Here is a 17,669-nt window from a genome sequence, read left to right as displayed (position 1 = left end):
GTCCCCTCTCTCCCCTCGATAGTGTTGTTTCCAACTCCTGCATAAATTTGGTTATCCGATGCATTACCGTAAACATCGGCTGCTCCGGTACTCATAATTTGTACCTCTTCAACATTCGCCTGCATAAATGTAGAAGCTAGATAACTTTGGATGGTATCGATCCCTTCGGAGGCATTTTCTGTAATACTGTCACTGTCCTCTCTGAAGATATAGGTATCGTTACCCACCCCTCCGATCAGAAAATTGCTTCCGGCTCCGCCATCGAGTATGTCGTCTCCTGCACCCCCGCGTAATATGTCATTTCCCGCGTTGCCCGTGAGGATATTATCTACACCGTTACCGATCAGCGTATCGTTACCGGAGCCTCCGGTCGCATTTTCGATTACGGCACCGTATGCGATACCGAGATTGTATGAGCCGTCATAGGTATCGCTGATTCCGAACTCACTATAAAAACGGGTTGTTTGGATGCTCGAAAAAGCACCTTCGTTGAGATTGATCAGTGAACCGCGTGTAGAGTTCGCTACCGAAATAGTATCGTTACCGCCGCCATCCCAAATGGTTATACGAAACGGTGCGCTATCATCATAGGTGTAGACATCATCCGTAGCATGATACGTCATATTGGCACCGTACATGTATTGGATCGTTGCAATATCATAGATCATAGGGCCTTCGGCATAGACGTAGACCCATGAAGAAGTTTGAGTATCGTACCACCAGTTGTTCGCCGGCTCATTATACGACATAACGGAATAGAGTTGATTATCCTGACCAGTCGGAAGAAATGGACCCGCTTCGGAGCCGCCGTAGTTACCGGGATGCTTGAGCCCCAAGGTGTGTCCAAGCTCATGCACTAGCAGGTGAGTTGCAGCATTGAGAGAGTAATTTGTGGCGGTAGGACTGATCCATATATCTCCACCGCATGCCCAGTAGTTGTTCGGGTAGTAACTCCATCCGGATGCTCCGCCATCGGATACATCGGATGAAAAGGCGAAACGGATGTCTCCGACTTCATTTCCGGTTTCCGCTATTTCGGTAAACGTCAGATTTGTGACGTTTGCCCACCGTTGTAGTGCTGTGCGGGCTATGTCTGATTGTGCGGAATTCAATCCGAAATGGGTTGCGGAGTTGGGTTCGTCACTAGGAGAATAGTTATCCTCCCAAAGTGCGGTAGAGTTGGTTGTCCATGGGAAACTAAAACTGAGCGATGTTCCGGTGCCGGTGGCTCCGCCCCATTTGTATCCGGATAAAAGAGTGTTGATTTCGGAATTACTCGATGCCGAAACAGTAGATGTGGCGGGTGCTGAACGATAATCACTCATGAGCGTACTCTTTGTATTTTGGTGTTATATCGAGTATTGTATTTAAAATATACAAAAACTAAATTTAACTCATGTGGATTTTAGAGTTAATTTTTTGAGAATTAGAAAAGCTGGTTTTCTAACAACTGAAAGGCTTCAACGCTCACTCTAGCGTTTAGCTCTAATAAAGTGATGTGTGTAATTACTAAATCACGGAATTGTTCAAGGCTATCTTGCTCGATCCGGTAGAGTTTCGTCCGCGCTTCGAGGAGATCAATTTGGCTTTTTAACCCTGCTTTTTGCGCCATTTCCACCGCTGATAGGTTAAGCTGTGCGGAAGTACGAGCAGTTTGCAACACGTTCAAGTTTTGTAGATTGAGATCGAGCTGTTGGGTGAGTTCATCGATATGATACGTGATCTCTTGGCGTGTTTGCCACTCTTTTTCGAGGGATGAAGCATAGATGCGTTTTGCCTCATTGATTCGTGCATTTGTCTGTCCGCCTTGATAAAGCGGAATGGAGATTTGGACGTACGCGCGGTTGTCGGTTTTATACATCGCTCGATCATTGGTATCATTCTCGCTCCGACTGAGGCTGAGATCGATTTTCGGATAATGTTCGGATGCACGAAGATCGATCTCTTGTTCTGCGATACGGCGAGAAAGATTGGCGATACGAAGATCGGGATTGTTTTCCTCAACATTCGTACTTTGGTTTTTAAAGATTTCTGGATTATCTAAAAAATGCTCTGACAAAGAGGGGAGGGTTTGGATCGGGGTTCGGATAAGGTCTTCTAATTTTCGTTGTGCTAGGTATGCTTTGGTGTGTGCGGTATTGATCTCCATCATGGCGCGATCACGGTAAAGCTGCGTTTCGAGAAGATCCATTTTATTGGATAGCCCTTGAGTGAGCATCTCCGATATGAGAGTATGTTTTAACGCATAAAAGCGATGGTTTGCTTGAGCCAATTCGAGAGATCTTTGTGCTACGATCAGTTCAAAATAGGCTTTGGCAACAGTGCTTCCAAGCTCTTGGGTTGATTTGAAGGTTTCGGTTTGCGCTCCTTGAACTTTCAGTTCTCCTTGATCGATGGAGATAAAGACTTCAGGTCGGTAAAGCGGTTGGGTAAGAGAGAGGGTATAGCTTTTGTATATTTCGGAAACATTGGTGTGGAGGTCATAATTTTGGACATAATCATGTAATCCGCCATTCAGTGAAAGTTGGATTTGTGGGTAGAGTTTCCCTTCTCGTTGTTCTTGTGCATAGGAAGCCGAGTCGCTTTCGAAGCGTTTGGCTTTGTGGGCATGATTATTTTGGAGCGCTAAAGTATAAGCTTCTGAGAGGAGAAGAGGCTCAGCAGTGAGCGTCGTTTTCACCAAAAAAGCAATAAGGATGAGATGAAGCGGTTTATTGTTCATTAAAGCTCTTTGCAAACATCATTTTGAATGGATGGATCAGATAATCGAGCATTGTACGTGATCCGTTGACAATCATAGCATCGGCGGGGATGCCCGGTTGCAAAATGAGATGGTTGCGAAATAGTTCTTGTTGCCCTTTTTGTGTAATTACGATTTTAATCGGATAATAAAGGGTACCGGTTGTTTCATCCGTGATTGCATCGGGGGCGATATATGTCACTTTTCCTTCTACAATATTAAGAGATTTGATATGGGCAAATCCGGGAAAGCGAATTTCAGCATGAAGTCCGGTATGGAGACTTGCAATTTCAGTAGCACTGACACGGCCATCAATAATAAGATTTTCGCCTGATGGGACAATTTCAAGGATCGATTTGCCTGCGGGGATAATCCCTCCCAGCGTATGCAACTGAAGATTTGTTACCGTCCCCTCGACAGGTGACGTGATATGGGTACGATTGAGGGTGTCACGTAACGCGGTGATACGTGAACGTAAATCGGAAACTTTGGTCTGTGTTTCACTTAATCGCTCTGTTACCTCTTTTATGAAGCCTTGTTTTTTGGTAATGATCTGTGTTTGGAACTCCGATATTTGTCCTTGTAATCGTGCTATATCAGAGCGTGCGGATGCAATATCTCCATCGATTTTTATCTTTTGCCGTTCGATCTCACGCAAATGAAGTTTATCGGTAAGTTGCTGTTCATAGAGAACTCTCCACTCTTTGACCTCTGTGGCATACGATTCACTGAGGCGGGTGTTGGCATTGATGATTTCACGTAGCCCTTTGATCTGGTTTTGAGCTTGTTCGATCCGTCTCGAGAGCATCTCTTTTTCACTCTCTAAAAAATGTCGACGAGCATTGAACTCGTTAATTTGATTTTGGGTGATGGAGGTGCATTCAAAGCTGGTACATACATCGGAAAGCTCGGATGAAAAACGGATAGAGGTTTGAGAATCTCGCTCGGCTATAAGTCTGGATTCGGCTGCTAGTGCTTCAGCAAATTGGGTGAGAGATATTTGCAATTCCGTATTCGCACGGGTCGTATCGAGTTCTAGGAGAGTCTGCCCTTTTTTGACATGATCGCCATCTTGTACGAGGATGGATTTGATGATCCCGCCTTCTAGATGTTGAATGAGACGGTTATTCGAAGCAACTGAGAGTTTTCCCGGAGCGGGAATAGCGCTGGAAAGTGGGGCTAGAGTACCCCAAACACCGATGATTAAAAGAAGAAAAACAAGGATACCAATTCCCATACGACGATAACGGCGATCTTCGGTTTCAGGTGCAGTATGTGGCTGTGTCATGGTTGAGTGCTTTCGGGTAGGGTCGTTTTTTGAGATAGGGCTGTAAGTACTTCGTTGCGACTTCCATACAGTTGTAAAACTCCTTCGCGCAGAAGGAGTATTTTATCGGTGATTCCTAAAATGGCAGGACGATGGGTTATGAGTATCACGGTAATAGAACGTTTTTTGAGCTCGGTGATAGTGTTGAGCAACGCACGCTCTCCTACATCATCAAGATTGGAGTTCGGCTCATCCAAAACAACGATACGAGGGTAGTTGTAAACGGCTCTGACTAATCCAATTCGTTGACGCTGACCGCCGGATAATGATGCACCTCCGATACCGATCGGAGTGTCGTAGCCTTGGGGGAGTTTTAATATCATCTCATGTACACCGCATAATTGTGCCGCTTCAATCACTTTGTCCGGATCGGGAATCGCGTATCTGGCAATATTTTCACTTACACTTCCCTCGAAGAGTTCGATGTCTTGAGGCAGGTATCCGATATATTTACCTAATTCAGAACGTTCATAATGATCAATAAGTGCACCATCAATTCGAACATTGCCGCCTGATGGTGACCATATCCCTATCAGTGCACGCGCCAATGAAGATTTTCCGGCGGCACTTGGCCCGATAATACCGATCGTTTCTCCGGCTGCGATTTCAAAAGAAAGATTATGGAGAGAGGGGATTTTACTATCCGGTGGAACAAGCGTGAGATTTTCTATACTCAACCGTCCTTTTGGCGCGGGGAGAGACGTTTTAGGCTCTTGTTGAGGAAAGTCGTGCATGAGTTGTCCCAATCGGCTGTAAGCGAGTCTTGCTGAGGTAAATTGTTTCCATGTGTTGGTCATTAAATCCAATGGGGCTAAAGCGCGTCCGAGGATAAGTGATCCAGCCATCATCATCCCCGGAGTTACTTCTGAAATGATGGCTAAATAGCCTCCTAGCCCTAATATGAGCGATTGCATTAGTATACGTATTAGTTTGCTGGCATTAGACCAAACCCCTGCTTCATCACTGGCGGAGGAGTGTTCACTGAGAAAACCGTGATAGTGTTTTTTCCATCTATTTCGGATTTGTTCATGCATTCCCATGGCTTCGATGACTTCACTGTTGCGAAGGCTTGATAAGATAAAACTTTGAGAGCTTTGAAACAGTTTAGAAGAATTTTCAATTCCCTTTTTTGTTCGTATCTCATTCATGAGTGTCAGTGCCATGACGATGATGATGGCCACCACTCCAAACCATCCGAACCACGGATGGAATAAAAATAAAATTGCGATGTATATCGGGATCCAAGGGGCATCAAAAAAAGCAAATAGGGGCGTACCCCCTAAAAATTGGCGAATCTGAGAAAGATCATTCAGGGGTTGGGCTGAGGTACGAGAGGGAAAACGGTTAGCCAATGCAAACATACACTCAAATAGTCGATCACTAAGGCGGGCATCGACTCGATTGGCTACACGTATCAAAATACGAGAACGTACAAATTCTAAAAGTCCCATGACCACAAATAACGCGATAACAATCAATGTTAGCATTAAAAGGGTCTCTTCGCTTCGACTGGCAAGAACCCTATCGTAGAGTTGAAGCATATAGAGCGGTGGGACTAGCATCAATAGGTTGATAAATAAAGAGATAAATGCCGTAAAATAAAAAGTTTTTTTTGATTCGCTTATAGCAGTTTTTACATCATTCGGCGCGTTGTTAATCTTCAAAATTTAATCCCTTATTATCTAAGAGAAGTATTTTAGCCTATCATGGTGTTGAATACAAGTAAAATCATTTCCATAAATAAGTATAATTTGGTTAGAATTTGTCATTAATGCAAAGAAGATTACCAGATTGAAAATAGCCCTAATCGCCGATGAATTAACCTATGATGCTTTACATAGATTACATGAGATTTGTCATGTAATCGGTCTAACGAAATAATGAATGGATATATGTACTACATTCGAAATATAGTTACTATTTTCGGAAAGTATCAATTCTTTGGTTGGGGACGAAAACGAACCGGGCGTTTCGCATCATGGTGCCATAACCGTTTCGGCGGAACACTGATCCTCCTCGAAGACGGATTTATCCGCTCTCTCGGTCTAGGTATTGAAGGTTCTCCGTCGTTTAGTATCGTGGAAGATGATGTGGGTATCTATTATGATGCTACTGCTCCTTCGCGTCTCGAAAATAGTCTCAATACGTATGATTTTACCTCAGATGAAATGCTGATGAGAACTGCACGTGAGGCTATAGAACTTATACGGATTCATCGTCTCAGCAAATACAACAATGCCCCCGATGTGAGTGAAGGGTATTTCGGGGATGATTGCGAGAGAGTTCTAATCGTTGCTCAGACGGCTGGGGACGCTTCACTGCGCTATGGAATGGCAAATCAGTTTAGTACCGATGAGATGATCGATGCGGCGATACATGAAAATCCGGGTGCCGAAATATGGCTTAAGATTCATCCTGATGTCCTCAGCGGCAAAAAGAGTTCTGATATTGATATTGAACAAGCGCGTCAGAAGTGTAAGATTATCGAGGAAAATTTCAATCCGATCTCTCTGTTGGAACATTTTCAGAGTGTTTATACAAAAACTTCTCAGATGGGGTTTGAAGCACTGCTCATGGGGAAAAAATGTGTCTGTTTCGGGATGCCGTTTTATGCGGGATGGGGGATAAGCGATGATCGTGTGATGTGTGAACGGCGTACGCGAAGATTATCTGTTCAAGAAGTATTCGCCGCCGCTTATATCCTCTATACGCGCTATTATAACCCTTATAAAAACTGTCCATCGGATATTTTAGATACAATCGGCGAGATAATACGTCAACGGCGTATGCAGCGAAATCGTTCGAATAGCGATACGAAAAAAAAGGTATTGGCAATTGGAGATTCTCATATCCGAGTCTTTGAACATCACTATTTTAAAAGGATGTTTCCAAATACAGAGTATACAATCGTGTATGTTCCGGGTGCAAGTGCGAGCGGAATCCGAAATGTCAACTCGCTATCACAAGCCTATAGTATATTCCGATCTGCTCTCGAAGAGGGGGGATATGATGAAATCATTGTCACACTAGGTGAAGTAGATGCCGCCTATGCGATTTGGAAAAGGGCTGAAACGCATAATGTGAGTGTGAATAGTATTGTCGAAGATGTGATTGAAAAATATCAAGAATTCATTCTGTCACTCCAAGGATACGCTCCTACAACAGTTTTAAGTACCCCATTCCAGACCATATCCGATTGTCGTGGGTGCAGCGATGAGACGAGTACCGTTCGAGCCGGTATTGATATACCGATCCGTAATCGGACGGAATTGAGTGTTGAATTCAATCGTCGTATTAAACTATTTTGTCACGAAAACTCTGTAAACTATTTGGATTTGGATTCATGGTCATTAGGTAAAGACGGTATAGTGCGTTCATGGCTAATTCATCCCAATAATCCATGTGATCATCATTATTATCGGTGGCGATATGCTATGATGATTATTATCAAGATGCTTATTAGGAAAGTAGGAATATGAACTTTTTTTTCGGTTTTTCGTATTGGAAACACCCGTTTGTCGAACCGTTTTTCGATGAGAAACCGATTTTCATCAATCCGTTGTTGGGTAAGAAACATCTCGAAAAAGCGCTACGAAAAGGGTTGAACCCGCAAAGTACAATCACGATCTGGGGTAAAAAAAGTTTTCCTCATGTGGAACAATATGCTCAAAAACACCATATAAATATTGATCGTGTGGAAGACGGATTCATCCGGTCGGTGGGATTGGGATCGGATTTAACTCAACCGTATTCGCTCGTCGTTGATAGAGGGGGAATATACTTTGATCCCTCGTGTGAGTCAGAGTTGGAAGCTATTTTGCTGCATCACGTTTTCTCACCCGAGGAAGTAGTCCGTGCGCAAAAAATTCGCCACTATCTAGTGGACAAAAAGCTCTCTAAATACAACCTTTATGACAATACTGATTTGGATTTTCCAAAAGATAGGCTTATTGTTGTTGTACCCGGACAAGTAGAGGATGATGCATCAATTCGATACGGTGCTTCGGGTATGAGCAATCTCGAACTCTTACGTCAAACGAGAGAGAATCGATCTGAGGCATATATTGTCTATAAGCCTCATCCTGATGTATTGGTGGGAAATCGTATCGGTGCGGTTAATGAGGATGACGCACTTCGTTATTGTGATCGGATTGTCACTGAAGTGGGGATAGACAGCGTGCTCGCTCATGCCGATGAAGTCCATACGATGACCTCACTAGTCGGGTTTGAAGCACTCATGCGTGGTATACATGTGGTGACGTATGGAGTACCGTTTTATGCGGGATGGGGATTGAGTGAAGATAAAAAAATTTGTGAGAGACGGACGCGTAAGCTCGATATTGATGAATTGGTGGCGGGAACCTATCTCCTCTATCCGCGTTATCTCCATCCTAAAACACGCAAGAAGTGTGAAATAGAAGATGTTCTGGAGTATTTAGATAAAAATCGGCAACACTTTAAAGACTCTTTGTGGATGAAATATCGAAACTGGGTAAGTCGTAAAATACAAATGATAATACGTGTTCTAAAAGGGTTAATATGAGTGTCAAGCGCCGCGTCGTTTATTATCTAAGCGGTTTTGATCCTCGTGGTGTGCGCTATTATCATTCGCTTTATAAAGAACATTTTACAAAACAAAGTGCTCTCAACGGACTAACGGGGAGTGTTTCATCACGTAAAAAGATCCATAATCATCTCTATCAATGGGAGATAGAAGCCCATGTACAAGGCAAAGCGGTTCATACAACATATCGTTTTTTGAGTTGGGATGATATTATCCGGCATGAGTGGTCATCGGGGCTTTTTAATTATTATAAAGACATTTTTTTATTTATTCGAGGGTATCTATTAAACGGTTTGTTCGTCCCTTTTTCTAAACACTCTCCAAAACAGCTTATTGCGGGGTTATACCCGTTGGTTTACTTGATCGGAGCATTATTGCTAGCATTTTATGCCGGAACTACGCTATACCAAATATTTCATGGATGGATTGGTGGTTTGTTAGGTGTAGGTTTGGGGCTGGGAGTGCTGATACTATTGCAACGATTTGGTGATCGTGTCGGGGTGTTTTGGCTATTACGGATATATATATTTTGTTTGCATTTAAGTAAAAATCAGATCGAGAGGATGGAAGAGAGGATTTCCCATTTTTCGGCAGATATGATTAGTGCACTCGATAGTGAGGAAATTGATGAAGTACTGCTTGTCTCTCATAGTGTCGGGACGATATTAGCTGTCAGTGTATTATCTCAAGCATTAAATAAAACACTCAATTGGGATAAATTTGGGATGGTAACACTGGGTGAGTGTATTCCGCTGGTGAGTTTTCAGCCGGATGCGAGAAGGTATCGAGATGAGTTGCAAGCTATCGCCAATCATAAAAATCTTTTTTGGCTTGATTATACGGCACCGATCGACGGTGCCTGCTTCCCACTACACGATTTCATGAAGAGCAGTGGCATAAAAACAAAAAGTACTTTATTCCCACGGTATCTTTCACCTAGATTTCATACTGTATTTGATAGAATAACATATAAAAGGCTCCGAAGAGATTGGTATGCTACCCATTTTTTATATATTATGTCGAGTCAAAAAGTGGGAGAATACGATTACTTTGCTATGACTGCGGGTGCGGAGTTTATCCGAAATAAATTTGATCGTCAAAAGAGCTAAAAATGTCTTCATGTCCTTTTCATCAACCGTTTTTTCCTAAGCCACTGAGCAATAAAGCCTCACTGTTTTTTACCTTTTTTAAAAAAAGACGTTCTTGGCTTGATGGGTTGTATGAACGCAGTTACAGTATGAAAACAGGACGGGTTAAAATGCCGGGGCTTGATTTACATGTCATTAATCAACCCGATCTTGTTCACCGTGTTTTAGTTGATGAAGTGAGCGAATTTCCGAAAAATAAACTGTTAGGTCATTTATTAGAACCATTACTCGGAGAGAGTATTTTTACCACCAACGGTGATCAGTGGAAGAAGCAGAGAGAAATGCTCAATCCATCATTTGAAATGACACGCATATCACACGTATTCGGATTGATGAATGATGCTGTTAAAGAATTAGGGGAACGCCTTCATTCAAACGGATCAGAAAATCATTTGAATATAGATCCCGAGATGACCTATGTGACTGCGGATATTATTTTTCGCACCATATTGTCTGCACGACTTGATCGAAACGATGCTATGCAAATCATCGAAGCCTTTGTAATGTTTCAAGAAGAGACGGCTCGAACGGCGATGCGTACAATGTTTAAAATTCCGCAATGGCTTTGGTTTTTAACAGGGGAGAGCAAGCGTATAAAAGCCGGTAATGCGGTACGCGATGTTTTGGCGGATATTATACGACCACGCTATGATGCCGTCACATCTAACACAATAGGGGCGGAGCGAGATATTCTTTCTTCGCTATTAACAGCGGTTGATGCAGATACGGGTGAGCGATTTTCATTTGAAGAGATTCTCGATCAGGTCGCGATGCTCTTTTTGGCTGGGCATGAAACCTCTGCAAGTGCTTTGACATGGACAATCTATCTTCTCTCTCTTTATCCGGAGATTCAAGAGCGTGCTTATGATGAAGTGATAAGGATTACAGGAGAGGGTGAATTTGATCCCTTGCAAATTAAACAGATGGATTTGATTACCAATATTTTTAAAGAGACCCTTCGTCTGTATCCTCCCGTCGGTTTTTTTGCAAGGGAAAATGCAAACGAGACGCTAATGCGGGGTAAAACAATAGCTAAAGGGTCTTCTGTTGTGGTCGCTCCATGGCTGATTCATCGGCACAAAGAGTTTTGGGAAAATCCAAACGGCTTTGACCCAGACCGCTTTAATGACCCTCAATCCATTCACAAAGACACGTATTTGCCATTTGGAATGGGACCTCGTATCTGTATCGGAGCATCCTTTGCGATGCAGGAAGCGGTGTTGATCTTGGCAACGATTATTCGTGACTTTAAAATAGAGCTACAAGAAGGTTTCGTTCCGGATGTCGTAGGACGACTGACGGTAAGATCTGCCAATGGAATGCATGTGATTTTGAAACGCAGAGCGAATGGATGAGAGAACGATTAGCCGGATTTTTGCTGATGTGTGCTGTCGTACCGTTAGCTATCTTGGGGTATTTGATAATTTGTTATGCCGGTATCATAGGGAAACCTTCTCGAGGACGTTCTGGGGTGCGGGCATTGGATCATTTTGTGAATGCTAGTGTCTTTAACGGATATGCATGGGAATCTGTTTCCTCTCATGCGTGGCGTGAACGTGATAACAAATGGTGGGCTTCATGGGTCATCAAAGTGACTGACACATTCCAAAAAGATCATTGTATGCGTGCTAATAAACGAGAACAACCGCTCATTGATCTGATGCTGCATCGAGGATTACATGAACAGACTATTGGAAAGAAGAAATAAGACACTATGGTGCATCGAGGATTAGAATCATTTAAAAACAAACATGTTGTTTTATTACAAGGTCCTGTCGGTCCTTTTTTTAAACATTTATCGTTTGATCTGCAACAAATCGGTGCTACCGTACATAAAATCAATTTTAACGGCGGAGATTGGTTTTTTTCTTCTTCTAATGCCACCAACTTTACGGGAACTTTTGAAGATTGGTCAGATTTTTTTATTGGTTTTATTGAGCGGCACCAGATCGATACCATACTATTATTTGGTGATTGTCGAGCTTATCATCGGGTTGCTCATGCTATCGCTGATAAAAAAGGACTCGATATAGGTGTATTTGAAGAGGGGTATGTTCGACCCGATTACATCACTTTTGAAGAATTCGGTGTAAACGGTCATTCCAAATTACCGCGTGATCCAAATTTTTATATGTCATTAACCGATAGTGAGTTTACTGTAGCGGAAACTGTTCCGGTCAAATATGTATTTTGGCACACAGCTTGGTATGCGTTTCTTTACTATTTTTGGAGTGCTTTGCTGTTTCCGTTATTCTATGGCTATCAACATCATAGATCTCTAAGCCCGTGGGAAATTACCTTTTGGATTCGCTCAGTGTGGCGTAAACAGTGGTACAAATTGAAGGAAGCCGGTATTTGCAACGAGTTAACTACCGTGTATTCAAAAAAATATTATCTATCCCCCTTGCAAATTTCGACAGATGCACAAGTAACGGAACATTCGCAGTTTGATTCCATAGAACACTTTATTGAGAAGATAATCGGCTCTTTTGCGTTTTATGCTCCTGTAGAAACAATACTTGTTATTAAACATCATCCGCTTGATAGGGGTTATCATGATTATTCCAAGTTGATTAAAAAGGTATCGACGCATCATAATGTTTTTTCACGAGTACGCTATATACATGATATTCATCTTCCCACCTTGCTTGAACACGCTCGCGGGGCTGTTATGATTAATTCAACAGTAGGACTTTCAGCGATACATCATAATGCTCCTTTAAAAGTGTGCGGAAGTGCTATTTATGATATTGATGGGCTTACCTATAGAGGAACATTGGATGATTTTTGGGTAGATGCAGTGAATTTTAAAGTTAATTATGAACTCTACATCCGGTTTAAAAAATATGTTATAAGTAAAAGCCAGATAAATGGAAATTTTTATCGTCGGTTAAAAAATACCCATTTAAATAGCGGTATTATTTGGTAATTTTTAATCGCATTGAAGGATGAACATAGATGAAAAAAATAGCGTATTGGGTAGTAGGGATCGCAATCGTGATACAGTTTATCCGACCCGATTTTCAAAACCCCAAAATTGATGAAGCGGCTGTGCTAAACACCGATCCAAAAGTTATGAGTCTCCTCAAAACGTCATGTTATGACTGTCATTCCAGTGAAACACAATACCCTTGGTACCACAATATTGCCCCTGTCTCATGGGTAATGGCCGATAATATAAATAGCGGACGCAAAGCTCTTGATTTCACCAATTGGGCAAATATAGACCCAAAAGTAAAATCAGAGCGATTAACCCGTGCAAAACAACTAGTGAACAATGAGATGATGCCAAAAAGCGAGTATCTACTACTCCATAAAAATGCTGTTTTAAACGATGAAGAGAAAAAAATACTGGAAGAATTTTTCGATTCTCAAATACAAGACATCTAAAAATTATCACTTTTAAAATAATATTTTTTAATATATTGACACGTAGCCTTTTAAAATGATACAATAAACCGATTTCATCTTAAAGGTTACAAAATGTTAAGTAATACTTATGATGTTGCAGAACACGAGAGTGTCCTCAAACGGTTGAAAGGTATTTCCACTTCTCACATGATTGTGGCGTATCGTGCCAAGATGAGCAATTATGAAATTTTGCTGTGCCAAGAGATCAGTTCGGTAGGGAGATTTCCTTTGATCGACGTGATGGAAAAAATGGCGGCTTTTAAACAAACAAGCGAGCATATCCTCTATAAAAAAGATTTTGTCTTTATCTGATCGCGTACTACATTCTCCACTCCCCTAACCTACAAAAATTTAATGTAAAATAAGCATGGTTTTTTACTGTAATAAACTTGACATTATCTATTTTTTACAGGTAAAATACTGTAATTAATAGTTTTATAATAGTAAGGAATCAGATGAATATAACCATTGTCAATTTTAAAGGGGGCGTGGGCAAATCGATGATCGCCCATCAGCTCATTTCAGGTTTTGGATTTAACGGATGTGAGATCGATCCGTACGGTTCACTTTCTGATCGGCTGCCGGATCGGGTAGAGCGGATTGACATACAGCAAAAATCGATTGAACGACCGAAAAAAGAGACAATTTTCGATTTTGGGGGGTTTGATGACATCAAACTCGATCAGGCCATCAGCTATTCGGATTTGATTATAATCCCTTTTATTCCGACGTTGGAGACGATTCAAGGGACGGTGGATACGTTGGTGCGGGTCGCATCGGCGAATAAACCGATTTTGATGGTGCCGAACATGAGCCAAAAAGAGAATGATATAAATGATGCAAAATTTGTATTTGAAGATACGTTAGGGTTTGAAGTCGAGATGTTTCCGATCCCGATGAGCGTCGCACTTCAAACGGCGATCAATGAAAATCGCGCGGTCGATGAACTGACCAAACAAGGGGGAATCAAAGCCTACGCGTATAAAAAGAGTTCTAAACTGATGGATGATTTGCACAGGAAAATCAGGGAATACGAGAGTGTATAAACACTTAAAGGGGGTGTGATGGAAGAGGTTAAAGAGAATAAGTTTGCTTCGCGGGTAACTCAGCGGGAACTAACAACCCATAAAGAGATACAAACCGCCAAGCATCCGGGGGGGCGCCCGAAAAAAACCGATGAGATCAAACAGAGCGAAAAAGTTTTTTTGACACTGACGAAGAGTGAAAAAGCAAAATTGGATGATCACACGGCGCGTACCGGAGAATCGATTGCCGGAGCAATTCGCAGAGCACTTAAAGAGATGGGGATGATATGAAAGGATCAAGTATGAAACGTTCGATTATTTTGGCATTAGGATTGGCAATGTTCGGAGGATGCGCGCAACAGCCGACGACTCCTCCCGCCCAAAAAGCGTGTATGAATGCGGCACAGCTCAACGGCTACGGATACGATCACCTTGAAAAGGTGGCAAAGCTTTTGCGTGAGGACAAGAAGAATATTGAGTCGTTTGAACTCTTCATAAATGCGATGAAAGGGACGGTCGATAATTACGCCGATATGATCAAGTCTAGCGTCTATATCAGCAATGTGGTGAGATTTTTGCCGATTCCGTATGCGGGGGAAGTGTCCAATACCACGAAACTTATCTCTAAAACAGTACTTAATCTTGGCGGAGCGGCAAGTGCGTTGAACAAATATAAAAATAGCTCGGATACCTTTTTGGCAAATTTTGACAAGCTAAACCGATCCAATGTAAGTGGTGCTGAAATCTCCAAATTGGCGGTATATGCCGATACGAAACTTCTGGGTGATGCAAGAGAGCTTGAAAATGCACTCAAAGATATTTCATCATCCACCGAAATGATGGCGGCGACGACACAAAGCATTGCAGATGCATTGGATACGACGGGAAATTATGTGAATCAGGCGAAAAGTTTTGTAGGGTTGTCACAGCCAAGCGGTGATGATAAATCAAAAGTAGTTCAGAACCGTAATTCAATCAATGCCCGTATAGGACAGCTGAATCAAAAGATTGCTTCGTTAGAAAAAAGCGGAGAATCGCATCGTTACAATATTGCGAAAGCTCGAATTTATTCTGAGTTATCAGTTCAACTAGAGAAATAAGTTTTATTTCTTCTGAAGTCGCATCTCCATTAATGTATTGAAATGATCCAGACTCATTACATTGGAGTTAAAAGAAGTAATATTAAATTTTCCAATACGATAGAGTGTATTTGAAACAACATGGTATGCATTGTCCATTAGCTCTTTCATATCATCGGCATCGATATGAAGCTGATGAGAGTCATGAGCGTTTGAGAGTGTTGCATCTATGTATGCCATCGAACCGTTAAGCATTGCCTCTCCTTTAAATCGACGTTGGTTTAAATGAATGAATCATAGTGCTGGACCTATAATTCATTCATCCAAAATAATCAAACTGATTAGGTACAACACGTGGATAATGGTTTTTTCAAATCATATCCACAATGCTTCTTTTGAATCATAGTATCAATCGACACGGTGGTCCCATTTTTATCCGTAAACCATACGAATATGTCTTCATCTGAGTCAATCAATATATTTATAATTCTTATGATAAGTTCGAATGCGGAAAAAGAGTTTAAAGCGAGTTAGCTTAAAATAATGTTATAAAGTCATGTTTTGGTCATGTTTTTTTAAAAATATATGACCGAAACGTGACTATTGTCGCGGAGGAGTATTTATGCTTTTTTCATAAATGCGGCAACAAGAACGATTGTTGAACCGTTGATTTTTCCCTCGATGTAACGTGCATCATCGGTAAGGCGGATATTTTTAACGATAGTTCCCCGTTTTGCGGTGAAACCTGCCCCTTTAACTTCGAGGTCTTTGATCAATGTAACGGTGTCCCCTTCGGCTAGGATTGTTCCGTTGCTGTCGCGTTGGACAACGGCTCCCCCCTCATCATTACTTGCGGTATTCAGCATTCCCGCCTGCGCCCATGTTTTAACATCATCTTCGAGATACATCATATCGAGTTGATCTTGATCCCCAAGAGCGCTGAGCAGGCGATATGCCATTACTTGTACCGCAGGCACTTGGCTCCACATACTATCTGAGAGGCAACGCCAGTGGTCGCTGTCGAGATGTTGAGGGTTGGTGATTTGACTTTTGCAGGTTTCACAGATATAGATTGATTGATCTGTACTTCCGTCGCTAGGAGCTACTTCAAAAGCGCTTAACCCTTCGCTTGCTCCACACAATTCGCAGATATTTCCGCTACGTTCACTCAATGTTTGTTCAATACTCATTAATTAGCCTTTGTTTTAAAAATGCAATTATAGCGTATTGAGGAATCAGAACTCTATTCGGTCACCGTCAATGAGAATTTTCCCCCCGTTACGGAGCAGTTGTAAAGCATTGATCTCTTCAATAACGGTTTTTATAAACAGCACTTTTAGATGCATGACATAGAGGGTAAAATCGTTTCGTTTGCATTTTTTCAGTTCGTCGGCGAGGAGTGCGGGGGTGAGATGTTTGCTATCAAATGCTAGTTTGTCAAATGCGGAGGGGAAAGAGAGCTCGGTGATAAGGGTATGAATATTCGGACGTTCATCTAATAACTCCCAGATCCTCTCACATCGATACGTGTCTGAGGTGAATAAAATGGCGGAGCCCTCTTTTTCAATGATATAGCCGCAACTCCCCTCCGTATGGTTCGTTTTAAACGGGGTGAGAACAATATCATCGACGGTATAAGGTATTTCGAGCTCGAGAGGGATAAGTTCGATTGTCTTGTCGGAATGTCCGATGAGGTTGATTTCCTCGAAATTGGGCCAAACCCGATGGTTAAATATAAACTGGCGCAAATCATCCAAAGTCGCGCTGAGACCGTAGATTTTGAGAGAGATGCTTTTTTGGGTTACGAAAAGGTCGGCAAGAAAAGGGATGTCAATAATATGGTCTAAGTGAGAATGGGTCAAAAAAATATGTTCGACGGTGAAGACATCGTCTCCGAACGTATTGATGAGATTTCCGGCATCAATGACGCAGTGCTCCGATACGCGAAGACACGTTGTCCCCTGAGAGGGTGTACGTGTGCCGCCGGTTCCTAAAAATTCGATATAGTCCATAAGCTTACCCTCACGATGTAAAACGATTATAGTATAAATTGGGTGAAATTAGTATTTAATGTTTTTATTTAACATAATATTGCACACCATTACGTCATATTCAGACGTTCTCAAGAAGAAATATCTTTGAAACCCTATATATAATGAACAGTTTGATACCCGATGAAATCTTTTTTGCAAATTCTTTTAATTTCTTTCGTTTTGCTCTTTACTTTTTATATTTTTTCCCCTATAATTCCCGTCCACAAACGCTGATAGGCCTTGAGTTAAGGTTTAGAGTTTGAGTTTGAGATCATTGAAAACTAAGTAGGTTAGCGGTTCGAGACGATGTCTTCGAGACGTTGACCTTATGTCAACACAATA

At 41.9% G+C, this 17,669-nt stretch carries 18 protein-coding genes; 11 read left to right on the top strand and 7 right to left on the bottom strand.

Going from position 1 to position 17,669, the window contains the following annotated elements; translation table 11 throughout:
- The 4 genes from VFW36_RS09245 to VFW36_RS09230 all read right to left on the bottom strand — a co-directional run.
- Window positions 1-1,325: M57 family metalloprotease (locus VFW36_RS09245; protein WP_329658525.1), on the bottom strand; the 1,325-nt coding region annotated here is incomplete at its 3' end.
- Window positions 1,326-1,426: 101 nt separating this feature from the next.
- Window positions 1,427-2,722 (bottom strand): TolC family protein, encoded by a 1,296-nt coding sequence (locus VFW36_RS09240; RefSeq protein ID WP_329658524.1) that lies wholly within the window; start codon window positions 2,720-2,722, stop codon window positions 1,427-1,429.
- Window positions 2,712-4,028, bottom strand: a complete 1,317-nt coding sequence (locus VFW36_RS09235; RefSeq protein ID WP_329658523.1) for an HlyD family type I secretion periplasmic adaptor subunit — start codon at window positions 4,026-4,028, stop codon at window positions 2,712-2,714. The genes VFW36_RS09240 and VFW36_RS09235 overlap by 11 nt, the downstream gene beginning before the upstream one ends.
- Window positions 4,025-5,731 carry a type I secretion system permease/ATPase gene (locus VFW36_RS09230; RefSeq protein ID WP_329658522.1) on the bottom strand — a complete coding sequence of 569 codons (1,707 nt, stop codon included), beginning with the start codon at window positions 5,729-5,731 and terminating at the stop codon, window positions 4,025-4,027. Before VFW36_RS09230 ends, VFW36_RS09235 begins: the two co-directional genes overlap by 4 nt.
- A 228-nt stretch (window positions 5,732-5,959) precedes the next feature.
- On the opposite strand from VFW36_RS09230, the gene VFW36_RS09225 reads away from it, so the two are divergent.
- The 11 genes from VFW36_RS09225 (at window position 5,960) to VFW36_RS09175 (ending at window position 15,315) form a co-directional block, all read left to right on the top strand.
- On the top strand, window positions 5,960-7,546 hold the full coding sequence (locus VFW36_RS09225; RefSeq protein WP_329658521.1) for a hypothetical protein: 1,587 nt from the start codon (window positions 5,960-5,962) through the stop codon (window positions 7,544-7,546).
- Window positions 7,543-8,610 (top strand): hypothetical protein, encoded by a 1,068-nt coding sequence (locus tag VFW36_RS09220; RefSeq protein WP_329658520.1) that lies wholly within the window; start codon window positions 7,543-7,545, stop codon window positions 8,608-8,610. Before VFW36_RS09225 ends, VFW36_RS09220 begins: the two co-directional genes overlap by 4 nt.
- Window positions 8,607-9,740, top strand: coding sequence for a hypothetical protein (locus VFW36_RS09215; RefSeq protein ID WP_329658519.1), 1,134 nt, complete (start codon window positions 8,607-8,609; stop codon window positions 9,738-9,740). Before VFW36_RS09220 ends, VFW36_RS09215 begins: the two co-directional genes overlap by 4 nt.
- 2 nt (window positions 9,741-9,742) lie before the next feature.
- Window positions 9,743-11,134 carry a cytochrome P450 gene (locus tag VFW36_RS09210; RefSeq protein ID WP_329658518.1) on the top strand — a complete coding sequence of 464 codons (1,392 nt, stop codon included), beginning with the start codon at window positions 9,743-9,745 and terminating at the stop codon, window positions 11,132-11,134.
- Window positions 11,131-11,487, top strand: a complete 357-nt coding sequence (locus VFW36_RS09205; RefSeq protein WP_329658517.1) for a hypothetical protein — start codon at window positions 11,131-11,133, stop codon at window positions 11,485-11,487. Before VFW36_RS09210 ends, VFW36_RS09205 begins: the two co-directional genes overlap by 4 nt.
- A gap of 6 nt (window positions 11,488-11,493) precedes the next feature.
- Window positions 11,494-12,708 carry a capsular biosynthesis protein gene (locus VFW36_RS09200; protein ID WP_329658516.1) on the top strand — a complete coding sequence of 405 codons (1,215 nt, stop codon included), beginning with the start codon at window positions 11,494-11,496 and terminating at the stop codon, window positions 12,706-12,708.
- Window positions 12,709-12,737: 29 nt separating this feature from the next.
- Window positions 12,738-13,169, top strand: coding sequence for a heme-binding domain-containing protein (locus VFW36_RS09195; RefSeq protein WP_329658515.1), 432 nt, complete (start codon window positions 12,738-12,740; stop codon window positions 13,167-13,169).
- Between the two features lie 93 nt (window positions 13,170-13,262).
- On the top strand, window positions 13,263-13,502 hold the full coding sequence (locus VFW36_RS09190; protein ID WP_329658514.1) for a hypothetical protein: 240 nt from the start codon (window positions 13,263-13,265) through the stop codon (window positions 13,500-13,502).
- A 143-nt stretch (window positions 13,503-13,645) separates the two neighbouring features.
- The gene (locus VFW36_RS09185) at window positions 13,646-14,236 is read left to right on the top strand and encodes a ParA family protein (RefSeq protein WP_329658513.1); all 591 of its coding nucleotides are present in this window, start codon (window positions 13,646-13,648) and stop codon (window positions 14,234-14,236) included.
- An 18-nt stretch (window positions 14,237-14,254) separates the two neighbouring features.
- Window positions 14,255-14,506 (top strand): hypothetical protein, encoded by a 252-nt coding sequence (locus VFW36_RS09180; protein ID WP_329658512.1) that lies wholly within the window; start codon window positions 14,255-14,257, stop codon window positions 14,504-14,506.
- Window positions 14,507-14,517: 11 nt separating this feature from the next.
- Window positions 14,518-15,315: a hypothetical protein gene (locus VFW36_RS09175; protein ID WP_329658511.1), complete on the top strand. Its 798-nt coding sequence runs from the start codon at window positions 14,518-14,520 to the stop codon at window positions 15,313-15,315.
- A 3-nt stretch (window positions 15,316-15,318) separates the two neighbouring features.
- On the opposite strand, the gene VFW36_RS09170 is transcribed toward VFW36_RS09175, so the two are convergent.
- From VFW36_RS09170 to VFW36_RS09160, 3 genes are all read right to left on the bottom strand, one after another.
- The gene (locus VFW36_RS09170) at window positions 15,319-15,549 is read right to left on the bottom strand and encodes a hypothetical protein (RefSeq protein WP_329658510.1); all 231 of its coding nucleotides are present in this window, start codon (window positions 15,547-15,549) and stop codon (window positions 15,319-15,321) included.
- A gap of 365 nt (window positions 15,550-15,914) precedes the next feature.
- Window positions 15,915-16,484, bottom strand: a complete 570-nt coding sequence (locus VFW36_RS09165) for a PhnA domain-containing protein (RefSeq protein WP_329658509.1) — start codon at window positions 16,482-16,484, stop codon at window positions 15,915-15,917.
- A gap of 45 nt (window positions 16,485-16,529) precedes the next feature.
- Entirely contained in the window at window positions 16,530-17,306 is a 777-nt protein-coding gene (locus VFW36_RS09160; RefSeq protein WP_329658508.1) for an MBL fold metallo-hydrolase, read from the bottom strand.
- Window positions 17,307-17,669: the final 363 nt, after the last annotated feature.

Origin of the sequence: Sulfuricurvum sp., assembly GCF_036279695.1 — a bacterium.
Classification (GTDB): domain Bacteria; phylum Campylobacterota; class Campylobacteria; order Campylobacterales; family Sulfurimonadaceae; genus Sulfuricurvum.
This window is presented reverse-complemented; position numbering and strand designations above follow the sequence as displayed.

Coding starts and splice junctions, on each gene's coding strand:
- VFW36_RS09220 (WP_329658520.1), top strand. CDS start 7,543: ATGAACTTTTTTTTCGGTTTTTCGTATTGGAAACACCCGTTTGTCGAA.
- VFW36_RS09185 (WP_329658513.1), top strand. CDS start 13,646: ATGAATATAACCATTGTCAATTTTAAAGGGGGCGTGGGCAAATCGATG.
- VFW36_RS09240 (WP_329658524.1), bottom strand. CDS start 2,722: ATGAACAATAAACCGCTTCATCTCATCCTTATTGCTTTTTTGGTGAAA.
- VFW36_RS09225 (WP_329658521.1), top strand. CDS start 5,960: ATGTACTACATTCGAAATATAGTTACTATTTTCGGAAAGTATCAATTC.
- VFW36_RS09170 (WP_329658510.1), bottom strand. CDS start 15,549: ATGCTTAACGGTTCGATGGCATACATAGATGCAACACTCTCAAACGCT.
- VFW36_RS09195 (WP_329658515.1), top strand. CDS start 12,738: ATGAAAAAAATAGCGTATTGGGTAGTAGGGATCGCAATCGTGATACAG.
- VFW36_RS09235 (WP_329658523.1), bottom strand. CDS start 4,028: ATGACACAGCCACATACTGCACCTGAAACCGAAGATCGCCGTTATCGT.
- VFW36_RS09180 (WP_329658512.1), top strand. CDS start 14,255: ATGGAAGAGGTTAAAGAGAATAAGTTTGCTTCGCGGGTAACTCAGCGG.
- VFW36_RS09190 (WP_329658514.1), top strand. CDS start 13,263: ATGTTAAGTAATACTTATGATGTTGCAGAACACGAGAGTGTCCTCAAA.
- VFW36_RS09205 (WP_329658517.1), top strand. CDS start 11,131: ATGAGAGAACGATTAGCCGGATTTTTGCTGATGTGTGCTGTCGTACCG.
- VFW36_RS09215 (WP_329658519.1), top strand. CDS start 8,607: ATGAGTGTCAAGCGCCGCGTCGTTTATTATCTAAGCGGTTTTGATCCT.
- VFW36_RS09175 (WP_329658511.1), top strand. CDS start 14,518: ATGAAACGTTCGATTATTTTGGCATTAGGATTGGCAATGTTCGGAGGA.
- VFW36_RS09200 (WP_329658516.1), top strand. CDS start 11,494: ATGGTGCATCGAGGATTAGAATCATTTAAAAACAAACATGTTGTTTTA.
- VFW36_RS09165 (WP_329658509.1), bottom strand. CDS start 16,484: ATGAGTATTGAACAAACATTGAGTGAACGTAGCGGAAATATCTGCGAA.
- VFW36_RS09210 (WP_329658518.1), top strand. CDS start 9,743: ATGTCTTCATGTCCTTTTCATCAACCGTTTTTTCCTAAGCCACTGAGC.
- VFW36_RS09160 (WP_329658508.1), bottom strand. CDS start 17,306: ATGGACTATATCGAATTTTTAGGAACCGGCGGCACACGTACACCCTCT.